The organism is Kineosporia mesophila (assembly GCF_021129235.1).
Taxonomy (GTDB): Bacteria; Actinomycetota; Actinomycetes; order Actinomycetales; family Kineosporiaceae; genus Kineosporia; species Kineosporia mesophila.
In genome coordinates, this window is record NZ_JAJOMA010000029.1 from 77,979 (window position 1) to 94,842 (window position 16,864).

9 protein-coding genes and 1 riboswitch are annotated in these 16,864 nt (G+C 71.9%); of the genes, 2 read left to right on the plus strand and 7 right to left on the minus strand.

Translation table 11 applies throughout. The features are described 5' to 3' along the window. Positions 1 to 18: 18 nt before the first annotated feature. The 4 genes from LR393_RS30110 to LR393_RS30125 all read right to left on the minus strand — a co-directional run bounded on the left by LR393_RS30110 (position 19) and on the right by LR393_RS30125 (position 8,771). Positions 19 to 1,317 (minus strand): hypothetical protein, encoded by a 1,299-nt coding sequence (locus tag LR393_RS30110; RefSeq protein ID WP_231488467.1) that lies wholly within the window; start codon positions 1,315 to 1,317, stop codon positions 19 to 21. Positions 1,318 to 1,550: 233 nt separating this feature from the next. Beyond that, positions 1,551 to 4,349: an MGH1-like glycoside hydrolase domain-containing protein gene (locus LR393_RS30115; protein WP_269328123.1), complete on the minus strand. Its 2,799-nt coding sequence runs from the start codon at positions 4,347 to 4,349 to the stop codon at positions 1,551 to 1,553. 328 nt (positions 4,350 to 4,677) lie between these two features. After that, complete coding sequence (locus LR393_RS30120) at positions 4,678 to 5,601, minus strand: SWIM zinc finger family protein (protein WP_231488469.1); 924 nt, start codon at positions 5,599 to 5,601, stop codon at positions 4,678 to 4,680. Continuing rightward, positions 5,601 to 8,771 carry a DEAD/DEAH box helicase gene (locus LR393_RS30125; protein ID WP_231488470.1) on the minus strand — a complete coding sequence of 1,057 codons (3,171 nt, stop codon included), beginning with the start codon at positions 8,769 to 8,771 and terminating at the stop codon, positions 5,601 to 5,603. Before LR393_RS30125 ends, LR393_RS30120 begins: the two co-directional genes overlap by 1 nt. Before the next feature lie 68 nt (positions 8,772 to 8,839). Beyond that, positions 8,840 to 9,013: riboswitch (cobalamin riboswitch) on the plus strand. 28 nt (positions 9,014 to 9,041) lie between these two features. On the opposite strand from LR393_RS30125, the gene cobN reads away from it, so the two are divergent. After that, positions 9,042 to 12,746 carry a cobaltochelatase subunit CobN gene (gene cobN / locus LR393_RS30130; protein ID WP_231488471.1) on the plus strand — a complete coding sequence of 1,235 codons (3,705 nt, stop codon included), beginning with the start codon at positions 9,042 to 9,044 and terminating at the stop codon, positions 12,744 to 12,746. A 43-nt stretch (positions 12,747 to 12,789) separates the two neighbouring features. Here cobN and LR393_RS30135 read toward each other — a convergent pair whose 3' ends face one another. Beyond that, a complete protein-coding gene (locus LR393_RS30135; RefSeq protein WP_231488472.1) occupies positions 12,790 to 13,635 on the minus strand; it encodes a helix-turn-helix domain-containing protein in 846 nt (281 codons plus the stop codon). A 64-nt stretch (positions 13,636 to 13,699) separates the two neighbouring features. Between LR393_RS30135 and LR393_RS30140 the strand changes: the two genes are divergently transcribed. Then, positions 13,700 to 14,296, plus strand: coding sequence for a TIGR03086 family metal-binding protein (locus LR393_RS30140; protein WP_231488474.1), 597 nt, complete (start codon positions 13,700 to 13,702; stop codon positions 14,294 to 14,296). Here the strand turns inward: LR393_RS30140 and cobA are convergent. Both cobA and cobT read right to left on the minus strand, forming a co-directional pair. Then, positions 14,278 to 15,585 (minus strand): uroporphyrinogen-III C-methyltransferase, encoded by a 1,308-nt coding sequence (gene cobA / locus LR393_RS30145; protein ID WP_269328104.1) that lies wholly within the window; start codon positions 15,583 to 15,585, stop codon positions 14,278 to 14,280. The two genes, LR393_RS30140 and cobA, sit on opposite strands and share 19 nt — an antisense overlap. 4 nt (positions 15,586 to 15,589) lie before the next feature. Then, positions 15,590 to 16,729, minus strand: coding sequence for a nicotinate-nucleotide--dimethylbenzimidazole phosphoribosyltransferase (cobT, locus tag LR393_RS30150; RefSeq protein ID WP_231488478.1), 1,140 nt, complete (start codon positions 16,727 to 16,729; stop codon positions 15,590 to 15,592). Positions 16,730 to 16,864: the final 135 nt, after the last annotated feature.

Sequence of the window (16,864 nt, forward strand, 5' to 3'; positions counted from 1 at the left end):
CGGCGTCCGTCTCGTCTCTCAGTCCGAAGCTGTCAGTCCTATGCTCGAAGACGCCGCCCGGGCCCGGTCGGTATCGCTCAGCCCGCCGATCACCCGGTAGCCACCCTCGGCGGCCAACAATGCCACACCGCCGTGCGTGGCACCGCAGCCCCGTTCGCACCCGGCCCAGTGCACCGCGACACCGTCCGGCGCGCAGGCAGCGGCGAACGCCCGGGCATCGGCCTGCACGTCGGTGAGTGACTTGGCGCAGCCCGGCCGCCCGGCGCAGGCCGTGACCCGCGCCCAGGCCGCGTGCGGCTCGACGACCAGGCCGACCGCGGCGAGCAGCTCCCGGGCCGCCAGCGCCGCCGGTTCCTCCAGGTCACGCACCACCACGCGCCGCCAGGGGGTGATGCGCAGGGGCGTGCCACCGTCCAGCGCGGACCCGCTGAGCACCGGCCCGCTGAGCACCGGCCCCGGCGTGGCCAGATCGCAACAGGCCGCCAGGGCCTCGATCTGCTCACCGTTCAGGATGCCCAGGGGCACCACCGCGCAGAGGGCGTACCCACCGTCGCGCTGCTCGTGAAGGCCCGGCGCCGGAATCGTCTGGGGCCCCCACGAGGCGGAGGCCGTCTCGTACCCGTCCGAGGCCAGGGCGTTCAGGATCGCCGCCGCACCACCGGGCAGTTCCTTCACCCGCCAGGCCTTGCTCTCCTGCCGCTGCCGTTCCACCAGGAACGCCGTGGCCATGGCCAGCACGGCCCCGACCACCTCCTCGCGCGTGACCTCGACCCCGGCCGCGACGCCGGCCGGCGCCACCGTGAAGCGCCCGCCGGCCCCGGCGATCGCCAGCACGTCGGGCTCCTCACCGGCGATGTCACCGGTGCCGTCGTCCAGGCCCATCAGGAAGCGGCCGGGCAGCGCGACCAGGTCGGGACGCGCGCACAGAGCCGTGTCGAGCGCGAAGGCGAGCTGATCGACGTCCACCATTGATGCCTGCGTGCGCCCCGACAGAGGTGAGGCGACAATGTTCCGGACCCGCTCGTGAGTGGGGTGCGGCAGCATCCCGAGCGCCGCCAGGCGCGTCTCCAGCGCCGCCACGTTCTCCGGAGAAACCCCTCTGACCTGCGTGTTACCACGCGAGGTGAGCCCGAGGGAGCCGTCGGCGAGCTCCGCCGACACCGCTCTCAGCCCCCGCAGCGTCGCCACCGGCAGGGCTCCGCCGGGTGTGCGCAGGCGGGCCAGCGCGCCGTCGGCCGCCAGATGCGGCCGCAGCACCCCCGGGCAGGAGTCAGCCACGACCCGCTCCACCGATTCCCCGATCACGCGTCCAGCCACGCCGTCGATCCTACGACCGCCCCACCACGACCGGTCAGGGCACAACGGACTCAGGTGTTACGCGCCTCCCAGGTGAGTCGCACCTGGGAGGACCGTCCGGCGGCGGCACTGCCCGCCATCCGGGTGTGGACGACGCGGTGCACCCGGACCTACCCGTTCGTGGTGGAGCCGACAGCGCGACGACGGTCCGGATGCGCTCCGGTGCGGGTGTCGGGCCGTGGGCATCCGCGGGTTCAGGCCCAGCCGCGCTGGCGGGGGTCGGGCGGGAGACGGGGGTTCAGCAGGTGCGCGACCAGGGCCGTCCAGCCGGTCTGGTGGGTAGCGCCCAGGCCCTCCCCGGTGTCGCCGTCGAAGAACTCGCTGAACGTGGGGTGCTCGGCCCACAGCGGGTTGTCGCTGGCCTCGATGCGGTCACCGTCGGAGGGACGCTTGCCGTCGACGGGACGGAACAGGGCCACCAGGCCGCGGTCGATCACGTCGGCCGCCTCGCTCAGGGTGCGGTGATCGCCCGAGCCGGTGGGGATCTCGATGGTGAAGGTGTCACCGAAGTGCCGGCCGTAGGTGCGCAGCTTATCGGCCAGCAGCACGTTCACCGGGAACCAGACCGGGCCGCGCCAGTTCGAGTTACCGCCGAACAGGCCGGTGCGGGACTCGCCCGGTTCGTACTCGATCGAGGCGCTGCGGCCGTCGATGACGGTGGTGACGCCGGAGCGGACACCGGCCGACATCGACCGGATGCCGTACGGGGAGAGGAACTGGTCCGGATCGAACATCCGCTCCAGGATGCGGCGCAGGCGCTCGGGATCGAGCAGTGAGAGCAGCATCTTGCGCTCCCCCGGGCCCTTGGCGAACAGCAGCGGCCCGACCAGTTCCGGCCGGCGGCGCTGCAGCCAGCGCAGCCGGGCGGTGACGTCGGGGCACTCCTCGTTGATCCACGGCGGCACCTCGGTGGCGCCGAGAATGGGGAGCAGGCCGACCATCGAGGGCACCCGCATCGGCTGGGCACTGCCGTCCGGGCCGACCAGCACGTCGTAGAAGAAGCCGTCCTCCTCGTCCCAGAGCGAGACCTCGTGCGACCCGAAACTCGTCATCGACCGGGCGATCGCCAGGAAGTGCTCGAGGAACTTGGTGGCGGTGTCGTCCCAGGCCTTGTCGTAACGGCTGAGTTCCAGGGCGATCTTGAACATCTGCTGGCAGTAGAACGCCATCCAGCTGGTGGCGTCGGACTGTTCCAGCCGGAAACCCGGCGGCAGCGGGGCCGACCGGTCGAACAGGCCGATGTTGTCCATCCCGAGGAAGCCGCCCTCGAAGATGTTCGACCCGGTCGAGTCCTTCCGGTTGACCCACCAGGAGAAGTTCAGCAGCAGCTTGGTGAACACCCGGATCAGGAACTCCCGGTCGCGGTACCCGTCGATGCGGTACACGTGCCAGGCGGCCCAGGCGTGCACCGGCGGGTTCACGTCGCCGAAGGCCCACTCGTAGGCCGGGAGCTGGCCGTTGGGGTGCATCGCCCACTCGCGGCACATCAGCACGAGCTGTTCCTTGGCGAAGTCCGGGTCGATGTGGGCCAGCGGAATCGCGTGAAAAGCTAAGTCCCAGGCGGCGAACCAGGGGTACTCCCACTCGTCCGGCATGGAGATGACGTCGGCCAGCGAGACCTGCCGCCAGGTGGTGTTGCGGCCGCCCTTGGCGCGGCGCGACTCCGGGGCCGGGGCGGCACCGGCCGGATCGCCCTCCAGCCACTGCTCCACGTCGTAGCGGTAGAGCTGCTTGCCCCAGAGCAGGCCGGCGTAGGCGCGGCGGGCCACGTGCCGGTCCGCGTCGCCCAGCTCGGGATGGATCACCCGGCCGTAGAACTCGTCCGCCTCGCGCCGCCGGGCCTTCATCACCGCGTCGTAGCTGGCCCCGAACGTGTTGCCCGCCGGCATCTGCCGGGTCAGGCGCAGCCGGACGGTGACGGACTGGCCGGGCTCGACCGCGTCGAACGAGTACCAGACGGCGGCCTTCGTGCCCTCGTCGAACGGGTTCACCAGCTGCGGGTCACCGTGCACGATGCGCTGGTTGATGCCGTCCTTGGGGTACTGGCTGATGTTGCGCCCCGACCCGAACAACGACACCGCGTTGGTCTCGTTGTCGCAGAACAGCAACACCGGTGAGCCCTCGGCGGCCAGGTAGTAGGTGCCGAGCGAACCGTGCTTCACCTCCAGCGCCTCCATCCCGCCGACGGCGAGGGCGGGCGGCATCAGCTGGTTCATGTGGCCCCGGCGCGGGTCCCGGCCCCAGGTCCAGGTGTTGCGCAGCCAGATCTGCGGCACCAGGTCGAGCGGCGCCGCCTCCGGGCCGTGATTGGTCGCGCGGATGCTGATGCAGATGTCCTCGGGCGACGCCTTGGCGTAGGTCACCATGACGTCGAAGAAACGGTTCTCGTCGAGCACCCCGGTGTCACCGAGCTCGAACTCCCGCTCGTCCCGCCCCCGCCGCGCGTTCTCGTCCTTCAGCTGCTGGTAGGGGTACTCGGCCTGCGGGTAGCGGTACAGCCACTGCATCCAGCTGTGCGTGGGCGTGCCGTCGACCGCCCACCAGTACTCTTTGGCGTCCTCACCGTGGTTGCCCTGGCCGTTCGTCAGGCCGAACAGGCGTTCTTTGAGGATCGGGTCCTTACGGTTCCACAGCCCCACGGAGAAATTGAGGAAGCCGAAGCGGTCGCAGATCCCGCCCAGACCGTCCTCACCCCAGCGGTAGGCCCGGGCGTGCGCGTGCTCGAAGGGGAACGCCGACCAGGCGTCACCGTTGTCGGTGTAGTCCTCCCGCACGGTGCCCCACTGCCGGCCCGCCAGGTACGGGCCCCACTGCCGCCACGGGCTGCCCGGCCCGGGTGACTCAGCCAGCCGGGCGTGCTCGGCCGTCGACTCGGCGGGCAACCCCCAGGACACGCCCCCGTCGCCCCAATCGGGAGAGCCCGGCCCGGGTCCGTCACCACCGGAGGGGGGCTCGTCGCCACCGGGGGTGTCGCGGGCCCAGTAGGCCGCCATCGCCTCGGCGACCTCCCGCTCCTCGGCCCGTCGCTTCTCGCCCGCCGGCGCCGGTTCGTCCGCGGCAGCCCGTGGGACGGGAACGCCTTTCGATCCTGCTCCCGCCGTCGCCACCTTCTTCTCCTCGGCAGCTCCGGCGCCCTCCTGCACCCCTTCCACCGCACCCTGGGGAATATCGGTACGTTTCCGCGCCGGCTTCTGGCGTCTGGGCTTCTGCTGGGAGGTCACCGCCCAAGACTGCCGCGCCGGGCCCGCAGAATCCCGCCTCGCACGCCCGCGCCGGGAGAGTATTCACCGGCGGAATTCGTTGCATCGCGGGCAAAGCCGGTCAATCCCGGTCGGTCATCTCCTCGTACAGGCCGGCCAGGTCTTCCACCAGGGCAGCGCCACCGAGCCCGGAACCGGGTACGGGCAGCTGACGCAGCAGCAGATCGACGGGCAGCTCCGGATGACTGGGCATCGGCAACAACTGCCCTGCTGTCCAGAATGTCACCGCGTCACCGCCCGGAGGGCCGGGTTTCGCCCGCTTGCGACCGGTAACCACCGGTGCGAGGTCACTTTCGGTCAGAGCCAGGGCGGCACCGAGAATTGAGGACGAGGTTGCGCCCGGCTCGTCGGTGACCTCACCGAGGAGTTCGGGCACCTCCTCGTCACCCCGCAGCTCGCGCAGCTGGTCGAGCAGGACCTCCCGGTCGCGGCCGCGCCAGCGCAGCACCAGGAACGGGTCGTCGTCGAAACGCTCGGCCAGGAGGTAGAAGACAGCGGCGATGTGCTTGCACGGCACCGCCGGGTCGGGGCAGGTGCAGGCCAGGTCCAGGTCGGCCAGCCGCCCCGGGAACAGCGGCGCACCGGCCTGGGCGAACACCGGTTCCAGCTCGCGCGGGAACTCCCCCGCCAGCAGCTGCGCGCTGAACAGCGCCTGCTCGGCCAGCACCACCTCGACCTTGGCCCAGACCAGCCGGGTGAACTTCTTCAGGCCGATCCGCACCCGGTACGGCGTGACCCGCGACCCCTGAACCTCGGCCGTGACCACGCCGGGCGTGACCTCCAGCGAAACCACCTGACCCTTGCGGGCGTACGCGCGACCCCGGGTCAGCCGGGTACCCAGGGCGAAGGACTCCAGCACCCCGATGAACCGGCGCGACCACCACTGCTCGCCGATGTCGCCCCGGGCGCTGCGGGCGGTCAGGCCGTTCTCCACCGGCCGGGGCTTGCCGTACGGCTCGAAACCGGGCTTCCTGAACGCGGCCATCAGCCCACCGCCCCGGGATCGAGCGTCAGCAGTTCGCGCAGCTGGGCGGTGGACAGCTCGGTCAGCCAGTTCTCGCCGGTGCCGACGACCGAGGCCGCCAGGCCCCGCTTGTCGCGGATCATCGTGGCGATGCGCTCCTCGAGCGTGCCCGCGCAGACGAACTTGCGCACCTGCACGGTGCGGGACTGCCCGATCCGGAAGGCCCGGTCGGTGGCCTGGTCCTCGACGGCGGGGTTCCACCAGCGGTCGACATGGATGACGTGGTTGGCGGCGGTGAGGGTCAGTCCGGTGCCGCCGGCCTTCAGCGAGAGGATGAAGATCGGCGGGGTGTCCGGGCGGTCTTCCTGGAACCGCGCGACCATCTCGTCGCGCTGGGTCTTTCGCACGCCGCCGTGCAGGAAGAGCACCTCGCGGCCGAATCTCGCGGTCAGGTGGGTGCGCAGCATCTCGCCGAACTCGGCGTACTGGGTGAAGAGCAGCGCCTTCTCGCCCGAGGCGAGCACCTCGTCCAGAGTTTCCTCGAGGCGGGCCAGCTTGCCGGAGCGGCCCGCGACCCGGCTGCCGTCGCGCTGGAACTGGGCCGGGTGGTTGCAGACCTGCTTGAGCTTGGTCATGGTGGCCAGCACCAGGCCGCGCCGCTCCATGCCCTCGCTGTTCTCGATGCGGTCGAGCATGTCGGTGACCACGTTCTGGTACAGCGCGGCCTGCTCCGACGTCAGGGTGCAGACCACCTCCATCTCCAGCTTCTCCGGCAGGTCGCTGATGATGGTCTTGTCGGTCTTCACCCGGCGCAGGATGAACGGCTGGGTCACCGCCCGCAGCTTCTCCCGGGCCTCGTCCGAGCCGACCCGCTCGATCGGCAGGGCGTAGCGCTTCTTGAAATCGGCCGGGTCGCCGAGCACCCGGGGGTTGGCGAACTCCATCAGGCTCCACAGGTCGGCCAGCCGGTTCTCCACCGGCGTACCGGTGACCGCGATCCGCCGCCCGGCCGTGAGCGAGCGGGCGGCCGTGGCCGCCAGGGTCGCGGCGTTCTTCACCGCCTGGGCCTCGTCGAGCACGATGCGCCGCCAGGCGTACTTGCGCAGGGTCACGGCGTCGCGGGCGAGCAGCGAGTAGGTGGTGACGACGAGGTCGGAACCGCTGACCGCGGTGTGGAACTCGTCGCCCTGCGGGCGGTCGGCGCCGTGCTGCACGTGCACCCGCAGGCCCGGCGTGAACCTCGCGGCCTCACGCTGCCAGTTGCCGACCAGCGACATCGGGCAGACCAGCAGGGTCGGGCCCGGGATCAGGTCTCCCCCGCCGTCCTGGAGCGGCTCGTCCGCGGCCATCAGCGCCAGCAGCTGCACGGTCTTGCCCAGGCCCATGTCGTCGGCGAGAACCGCTCCCAGGCCCAGATTCTCCAGGAACGACAGCCAGGCCACGCCGCGCTCCTGGTACGGGCGCAGCTCGCCCTCGAACTCCTCGGGGGCCGTGAAGGGCTGCAACTGGCGCTCTTCCGCGGAGGCGAGGAAGTCGGCCAGCCAGCCCGACGCGTCCACCCCGGTCACCTCGAGCCCGGCCGGGCCCTCCGAGCCGGCGCCGATCACCGAGAGCACGTCGGCGATCGACATCGTCTCCGGGCCGGTCTTGCGCCGCTTGCGCAGGAAGGCCCGGGCCTTGCGGAGCTTCTCGGGATCGACCTGCATCCACTCACCGCGCAGCCGCACCAGCGGGGCCTGCGACTCGATCAGCAGGGCGACCTCGTCGTCGGTCAGCTGCTGGTCACCGATCGACAGCCGCCAGTCGTACTCGACGATGTCGTTCTGCCGGAAGACCGGTGAGCCCTCGACCCGTCCGGGCTGGGGCGGGGTGCCCGCGCGCAGCCGGGCGCCCAGACGCTGCGGTTTCGACCACCAGCCGGGCAGCTGCACGCCGAACCCCGCGCCGATCAGCAACCCCGCGGACTCGGTCAGGAACTGGTGCGCGGTGGCGGTCTCCATCAGCAGCTGTGCCGGGCGGGCCTGCAGCAGGGCGTCACGCAGGGGCGGGAAGAGCCGCAGGGCCCGGCCGAGTTCGGCGAGCAGGGTCTCCTGCGGGCGGGGTGCGTTGCGGCGCAGCCGGGTCAGGGTCAGCTCGGCGTCCCAGATCTGCTGCGCCGGGATGAACAGGCCGGGCTGGTCCGCGTCCTGCAGACCGAATTCGAGCCGCCACAGGGCCGCTTCGTCGGCCGGCCGCAGTTCCTCGTCGCCCGGGCGCAGCACGCTGGTGATGTCGTCGTCGGTGGGCTCGACCAGCCGGAACCCGGCCCGCACCAGGCCGCCGGAGATCGCCTCGGCCTGCCACTGCTCCAGACCCGTTACCAGCTGGCCGATCTGGCGCCGGTTCGCGGGGAACGCCGGGTAGGGCCCGTGCAGTGCCTGCCGCCAGCCGGCCAGCCCGAGCCCGCCGGACGCCCGGGCCGGACGCAGCCTCGCGCGCACCCCGGTGTCGACGAAGGAGTCCACGGCCGCGGCCACCCATCGGCCCGCCGTCGCCCCCGGGGTCAGTGCCGCACCGAACGAGGGCGGCAGGGTCGCGACCGCGTGCCGGAACCACTCCCCGTCGTCCCCGGTGACGACCGGGCGCCACCGGGCCACCCCGTGACCGTCGGGAGCCTCCAGCGCGACCGGCAGCACGCGTCCTCTGCTGATCAGGTCTTCGGAGAAGGCGAGCAGAGCGAGAAGGTGACGGACGTCGGCGCCGAGCGCAACCGCGTCCCCCATCGGCTGCCTGAGACCGTCGAGCACCGCGGGCGCCTGGGCGGCGGGCACCGAGACGGTGACCACCCGCCACCGGACCTCGGGGAACAGCCGCGCCGACTCACCCTCGACGTGGCCGGAAGCGCCGGGCGCCCAGCCCGACCGCAGGTCGAGCAGCTCGGGCGAACCGGCCGGGGCATGCTGGAAGGAGGGCAGCACGAGGTCGGCGGTGCCCTCCTGCCAGCCCTCGGCGATCAGGCCGCAGACGTCGGTGAGGGTCTTCGTGAGCTCGTCGGCGGCAATGTCGAAGGGATGCTCGCGGACCTTGGGACGACGCCCGGTGCGCTCGGCGGGCACCGCACGGACCTGCGGATCTTCCGCCCAGAGAATCAGGGAGCCGTCGTCGGCGGGGTCTCCGGGGCCGGGAGAGAACCAGGCATGGACGACGAACACCGCCCAAGGGTAGGCCAGGGGTTGGGTGCCGTGCGCCGGGCTGGCACAGTGGCACCGTCAGATACCCCCGAACAATCGAGCGGTGTGGTGGACAGGAAGCCGGTGAGACTCCGGCGCGGTCGCGCCACTGTGAGCGCTGAGTGACGTTTCTGGATCGATGGTCACGGCCCGTCAGGGCTGGAAGGCCTGAGACGTCATGAGGACGCCGAGCCAGGAGACTGGGCCACGCCGCACCAACCCGCCGCGCGGACGGCGAGGAAGAGGACGTTCGTGAACGACGAGCCCATCGAGCGGCAGCCTGTTCTGCTCATCTCCACCTCCGACACCGACCTGCTCAGCGCCCGCGCCAGCAACGTTCCGTACCGGCTGGCCAACCCGAACCGGGTGTCCGTGGACGACCTGGACGGCCTGCTCGACGGCGTCGCCGTGACCGTCGTGCGCCTGCTCGGTGGCACCCGGGCCTGGGAAGAGGGCCTGGCCGCACTGCTCTCCAAGGGCGTGCCGGTGGTCGTGCTCTCCGGTGAGGCGCTGCCCGACGCCGACCTGATGAGCCGTTCGACCGTCCCCGTCGGGGTCGCCACCCAGGCCCATGGCTACCTGGTCGAGGGCGGTCCGGGCAACCTCGCCGAACTGCACGCGTTCCTGACCGACACGGTGCTCCTGACCGGATTCGGTTTCGAGCCGCCGGCCGGTACACCGCTGTGGGGGGTGCTGGAGCGGCCCCCGGTGACGGGCGACCGCCCCACCGTCGCGGTGCTCTACTACCGCGCGCACCACGTGGCCGGGAACACCGCGTTCGTCGAGGCGCTCTGCACGGCCGTCGAGAACGCGGGCGGCCGGGCCCTGCCGATCTTCTGCGCCACCCTGCGCGGGGCGGACGACGACCTGCTGGCCACGCTGGGCACCGCCGACGCCCTGCTGGTGACCGTGCTCGCGGCGGGCGGCAACCGGCCCGCGAACGCCTCGGCCGGGGGTGACGACTCCACCTGGGACATCGGCGCCCTGGCCGCGCTGGACGTGCCGATCCTCCAGGCCATCAGCACGCTGACCTCGCGCCGGCGGTGGGTGGAGAGCTCCGAGGGGCTGATCCCGCTGGACGCCGCGAACCAGGTGGCGATCCCGGAGTTCGACGGCCGGCTGATCACGGTGCCGTTCTCGTTCAAGGAGGTCGACGCGGACGGGCTCACGCAGTACGTCGCCGACCCCGAAAGATCAGCACGGGCAGCCGGTATCGCGGTGGCCCACGCCCGCTTGCGGGCCGTTCCCCCGGCCGCCAAGCGGGTGGCGCTGATGCTCACCGCCTATCCGACCAAGCATGCGCGCATCGGCAACGCGGTGGGGCTCGACACCCCGGCCTCGGCGCTGGCCCTGCTGGCGTCGATGAGGGACGCGGGGTACGACGTCGGTCCGGGCGAGGGCGAGGGTGCGTTCCCGGGTTTCGCGGCGATGGACGGCGACGCCCTGGTGCACGGGCTGATCGAGGCCGGTGGCCAGGACCTGGACTGGCTGACCGAGGACGACCTGGCGCGCAACCCGGTCCGCATCCCGGCGGCCGTCTACCGGCGCTGGTTCGCGACCCTGCCCGACGACCTGCGCGAGTCGGTCGAGGGACACTGGGGCGCGGTGCCGGGCGAGATGTTCGTCGACCCGCCGGGCGGCGCCCTCTCGAGCGGCGACCCGGACGGCGACATCGTGCTGGCCGCGATCATCGCGGGCAACGTGGTGATGCTGCTGCAGCCGCCGCGGGGCTTCGGCGACAACCCGGTCGCGATCTACCACGACCCCGAGATGCCGCCCTCGCACCACTACCTGGCCGCCTACCACTGGCTGAATCTTCCGGCCTCCGAAGGCGGTTTCGGTGCGGACGCGGTGGTGCACCTGGGCAAGCACGGCACCCTGGAATGGACGCCCGGCAAGACGCTCGCGCTGTCGGCGTCCTGCGCCCCCGACGCGGCGCTGGGCAACCTGCCGCTGATCTATCCGTTCCTGGTGAACGACCCGGGCGAGGGCACGCAGGCCAAGCGCCGGGCCCACGCCACGCTGGTCGACCACCTGGTGCCGCCGATGGCCCGGGCTGACTCCTACGGCGACATCGCCCGGCTGGAGCAGCTTCTCGATGATTACGCCTCGGTCACGGCGCTCGACCCGGCCAAGGGCCCAGCAATCCAGTCGCAGATCTGGACGCTGATGCACGCGGCCAAGCTCGACCACGACCTGGGGCTGGCGCAGCGGCCGCACGAGGCCGAGTTCGACGACATGATCCTGCACCTGGACGGCTGGCTCTGCCAGGTCAAGGACGCCCAGATCCGCGACGGGCTGCACATTCTCGGCCAGGCACCGACCGGTTCGGTGCTCGTGCACCTGGTCACGTCGATGTTGCGGGCCCGTCAGCTCTGGGCCGGCTCGCAGTCGCTGCCCGGACTGCGCGAGGCGCTCGGGCTGGACGAGGCGTCGGTGGGTTCCGTCGGTGAGGACACCGACGGGCTGGAAGAGGTGGACGCGGCCCAGGCCACGGCCGAGGCCCTGGTGCGGGCGCTCTCGGACGCCTCCTGGTCGGCGGACGCGGTTCCCGACGTGATCTCGTCGGTGTTCGCCACGACCGAGGTGGATGTCTCGCAGGTCGACCACGAGGGGCTGGAGGCCGTTCTCCGCTTCGCCGCGACCGAGGTGGTGCCCCGCCTGCTGCGCACGACCGACGAGCTCACGGCCGTACTGCACGCCCTCGAAGGTGGTTTCGTGCACCCCGGCCCGAGCGGCTCACCGCTGCGGGGTCTGGTCAACGTGCTGCCGACCGGGCGCAACTTCTACTCGGTCGACCCGCGCGCGGTGCCGAGCCGGCTGGCCTGGGAGACGGGCCGGTCGATGGCCGAATCGCTGCTCGAGCGCTACCAGGCGGACGAGGGCGACTGGCCGCGCTCGGTGGGTCTGTCGGTCTGGGGCACGTCGGCGATGCGAACCTCCGGCGACGACGTGGCCGAGGTGCTGGCCCTGCTGGGTGTACGCCCGGTCTGGGACGACGCCTCGCGCCGGATCACCGGGCTGGAGGCCATTTCGCTGACCGAGCTGGGGCACCCGCGGATCGACGTCACGGTGCGCATCTCCGGTTTCTTCCGGGACGCGTTCCCGCACGTGGTTCAGATGATGGACGACGCGGTTCAGCTGGCGGCTTCTCTCGACGAACCCGCCTCCTCGAACTTCGTTCGGGCCCACGTGCAGGAAGACCTGGCCGCGCACGGGGATTCCCGGCGGGCCACGACGCGCATCTTCGGTTCCAAGCCCGGCACCTACGGCGCGGGCGTGCTGCCGCTGATCGACACCCGCACCTGGCGCGACGACGCGGATCTGGCCGAGGTGTACGCGGTCTGGGGCGGTTACGCCTACGGGCGCGGGCTCGACGGGCGGCCGGCCCGGGACGACATGGAGACGTCGTACAAGCGTATTGCCGTGGCGGCCAAGAACTACGACAGCGTCGAGCACGACATTGCCGACAGCGACGACTATTTCCAGTACCACGGCGGCATGGTGTCGATGGTGCGGGCGCTGACCGGTGCGGCGCCGAAGGCCTACATCGGCGACAGCACCCACCCCTCGGCCGTGCGCACCCGCACCCTGCACGAAGAGGTCTCCCGGGTGTTCCGCTCCCGGGTGGTCAACCCGCGCTGGGTCGCCGCGATGCAGAGACACGGCTACAAGGGGGCTTTCGAGATGGCCGCGACGGTGGACTACCTGTTCGGCTACGACGCCACGACCGGTGTGGTCGCGGACTGGATGTACGGCAAGCTCGCCGAGACCTACGTGCTCGACGAGGCCACGCAGAAGTTCATGACCGACTCCAACCCGTGGGCACTGCACGGCATCACCGAGCGCCTGCTGGAGGCCGCCGAGCGCGGGCTGTGGGCCGAGCCCTCACCGGAGATGCTCGACGCACTGCGTGAGGTCTTCCTGCGCACGGAGGGCGATCTCGAAGGCAGGTAACTTTCCTGTCGTGATCATGCAAATATTCCCCGGGTTTGCCTGATCACGACAAGGAGCGGGCGTAGGCAGCTGGGGTCGAGCCGATCGCGGCGCTGAAATCCCTCACCAGGTGGGCCTGGTCGCTGTACCCGAGGTCGGTGGCGATCCGGGCCCACACCACCCGGTCACCGTGGCGGACCGCCTCGGCCGCCTCGAGCAGGCGGTACCGGCGCAGTACCCAGGTCGGCGAGACACCGGCGTACTCGGCGAACATTCTCTGAAGCGTACGGACGCCCGTCCCCGCCTTCTGCGCGAGATGTTCCACTTTGCGCAGGGTGCGGTCGGTCTCGGCGAGACGCGCGGTGGCCGCGACCTCTCTCGCCACAATGACCCTTTCGGGTCGCACGGCGTTCTCGAGGGCTGTGCGCAGCACGCCGACCTTGGCCGGCTCGCCCTGGGCCCGTCCGATCTCCCGCACCAGGGCGTCGTCGTCGCTGCGGACAGCCGTTCCCAGCCGGACGGTGCGGTCGTTGTACTCACCGGCCGGGCCGGTCAGGAACGCGCCGAGCCCGCCGGGGGTCGTCATCGCGGCCACGCAGATTCCCTCACCGGCCATCCGGCGGCTCGAGCGGTTCAGCACGACGCCCTCGAGCTCAGCGACGGTGGGGCCGAGGTGCTCGTCCATCATCGGGGGTTCCTGAGGACTGACGAAGAGATTCGCGCAGGGGTGCGTCAGCAGTTCCTGGGTGTGGGTCTGGCCCGGCGGCAGGGCCCACGAGACGACCCAGAACCAGCTGATCAGCCCTTCGAGGGCGGAGCCGGCCGGATAGCGGTTGAGCTGGTAGCGACGCTGGAAGGCACCCGGCTCGATGATGCCGCGGCTGTCCTGGTCGACGCTCCTGGGTTCCATCTGTGTGCCCTCGTGTCGCGGTTCTTCAATCTCCCGGTCGTGCCCCGCCCCTAGTTTGGCCCGCATGACGCAGAACCACGGGCAGTACCTCACCTCTGTTCTCGATCAGCTGGCCGACCTGGTGGCCGAGGTCGAGCCCTCGCGGTACGGCGCGCCGACTCCGTGCCCGGAGTTCGACGTGGCCGTGCTGCGCAACCACATCCTGGCCTGGGCCCAGTTCTTCGCCGCCTCCTTCGAGCATCCCGACGGCAGCGGCGAGCGGCCCGACGTGGACGGCTACGAGGCGCCCGCCTCACCGGCCGAGGCCGCCGACGTGCTGCGGGACGCGTCCCGGCGGATCGCCGCGTGTGTCGCGGCGGGGGTCGCCGACCAGCCGGTCACGATGTTCGGCGGGGCGATGCCCGGCTCGATGTCGCTGGGCATGTGCCTGGGCGAGTACGTGGTGCACGGGCACGACCTGGCCCTGGCCACCGGTCTGGCCTGGGACCCGCCCGCCGAGGCCGTCGCCGCCGCCCTGGACTTCCTCCCGAGCATGCTCACCGACGAATACCGCGGGCCGGACCAGAGTTTCGGATACGCCGTCGAGGTGCCCGCCACCGCCCCCGCGCTCGACCGGATCGTCGCACTCAGCGGGCGTGACCCTTACTGGAAGGCCCCCTGAGGTTCGGCCGGCCGGCGCTTCACCACGTCACCGATGACGATGATCGCGGGCGGGCGGATGTTCTCCCGCTGCGCAACCTCCCCGATCCGGGCCAGGTCCGACACGGTGACGCGCTCGGCGGGCATCGATCCGTCCTGGATCACGGCGACGCCGGTCGACGGATCGCGGCCGTGTTCCGTCAGCGTCTTCGCGATCGCGGGCAGATTGGCCACGCCCATCAGGACGACGATCGTGCCGTGCAGTTTCGCGAGCGCGGTCCAGTCGATGAGGGAGTCGGGGTTGTCGGGCGGGAGGTGGCCGGACACGATGACCGCCTCGTGGGCGACCCCGCGGTGGGTCAGCGGGATGCCGGCCAGGCCGGGCACCGAGATCGCGCTGCTGAGGCCGGGGACGACCTGGACCGGTACGCCGGCGTCCAGGCAGGCCTCGAGTTCTTCGGAGCCGCGGCCGAACACGTAGGGGTCGCCGCCCTTGAGCCGCACGACGAACTTGCCGGCCAGGGCGTGCTCGACCAGGGCGGCGTTGATGGCCTCCTGCGACATCGACCGGCCCCGGGGCAGTTTCGTCGCGTCGATCAGCTCGACGTCGGGGCTGAGCTCGGGCAGCAGGGAGCGCGGGCCGAGGCGATCGACCACCACGACGTCGGCCTGGCCCAGCAGGCGGCGCCCGCGCACAGTGATCAGGTCGGGGTCGCCCGGGCCGCCGCCGACGAGGGCCACGCCGGGCAGTTTCTGCGGCGCGGCGTCGGCGCGGGTCTGCTCGCCGCGGGCCTGCTTGCGGGCGGCCAGGATCTCGTCGCCCGCGCCGGAGCGCAGCCATTCGAGCAGGCTGTCGCGCACGACGGCGGCGCGGATCGGGTCGGCGCCGTGCTCGGAGCCGGGCCCGATCGACTCGCTGGCCACGGCGATGCGCAGCCCGCGCCACTCGCCGCTGGCCGGTGTGGAGGCGCTGCCGCCGGCGCCGCGGTCGGCGCGCACGCAGAACACCCGCTGCTGCTCGGCCTCCTGCGCGACCGCAGCATTGGTGGCCGGGTCGTCGGTGACGGCCATGACGTACCAGGCGCCGGCCAGATCGCCCGGCTCGTAGCGCTTGCGCTGCCAGGTGATCTCATCGGCCCCGGCCATGCCCTCGATCGCGGGCGTGACCTCGGGCGCGATCAGCTCGACCTTCGCCCCGACGTCGAGCAGGGCCGGGAGACGACGCTGGGCGATGGTTCCGCCGCCGACCACGACGACCCGGCGGCCCGTCAGGTCGAGGCCGGCGAGATAGGGCCTGTCCACTTGCGGCATTGTCTCAGGAACTCTTCTCGGTGACGCCCGCGGCGTCGAACGTCGCCATCTCCCGCAGCACGGCCACGGCCGACCGGACCAGCGGCAGGGCCAGCACGGCGCCGCTGCCCTCGCCGAGCCGCAGCTCCAGGTCGACGAGCGGGGTGAGGCCCAGGTGTTTCAGGGCGACGGCGTGCCCGGGTTCGGCCGAGCGGTGGCCGGCCACGCACGCGTCCACCACGTCGGGGGCGAGCGCGGCCGCGACCAGGGTGGACGCGCCGGAGATGACGCCGTCCAGCACGATCGGCACGCGGTGGGCGGCCGCGCCGAGGATGAACCCGGCGATCTGCGCATGTTCGAGGCCGCCCAGCGAGGCGAGCTCCGCGATCGGGTCGTCCCCGGTGCCGTCGCTGTCCGCCTCGGCCGCGCGGCGGGCCAGGGCGACCCGAACGACGCCGATCTTGTGGCGGTGGGCCGCGTCGTCGATGCCGGTGCCGAGGCCGGTGACCTCGGCCGGGTCGGTGCCGGTGAAGGCCGCGATCAGGGCCGCGGACGCGGTGGTGTTGGCGATGCCCATGTCGCCGGCCACCAGGCAGCGGTAGCCCGCCCCGACCAGTTCGCCGGCGATCGTGATGCCGTGCGTGAGACCTTCGAGAGCCTGCTCGCGGGTCATCGCGGGACGCACGGAGATGTCGTCGCTGCCCCGGCGCACCACCCGCTCGACCAGTCGCGGCCGGCCACCCGGCTCGATGGTGGACGCGTCCGGCACCCGAGCGCCCTCGGGCACCATTGCGTCCAGCGGGGTGACCACGCCGGCGTCGACCACCACCACGGCCGCACCGTTCTGCCGGGCGAGCACGTTCACCGCGGCGCCGCCGGCCAGGAAGTTGGCGATCATCTGCGCTGTGACCTCCTGCGGCCAGGGGCTGACACCCTGCGCGTGGACGCCGTGGTCGGCGGCGAAAACGGCCACCGCGGCGGGCGAGGGGTCGGGCGGTGGGCAGGTGCCGGCCAGTCCGGCCAGGCGGATCGAGACCTCTTCCAGCACACCGAGCGCACCGTGGGGTTTGGTCAGGCGGTTCTGCCGGTCCCGGGCCGCGCCCAGCGCCGTCGGGTCGGCGGGGCGGATCGCGGCGAGGGTCTCGGCGAGCTGGTCGTCGGTCATCGGTGCTCCAGGAAATCTCGGGGTGGGCGCCCGGCCTCGCTGTCCGGGTCCCACCGGTGGTGCGCGTCCGGGCCGTGCTGGTACCCGGACGTGTTCTGCCTGTGTGCTCTGTCTGCCTGTGTGCTCTGTCTGCCT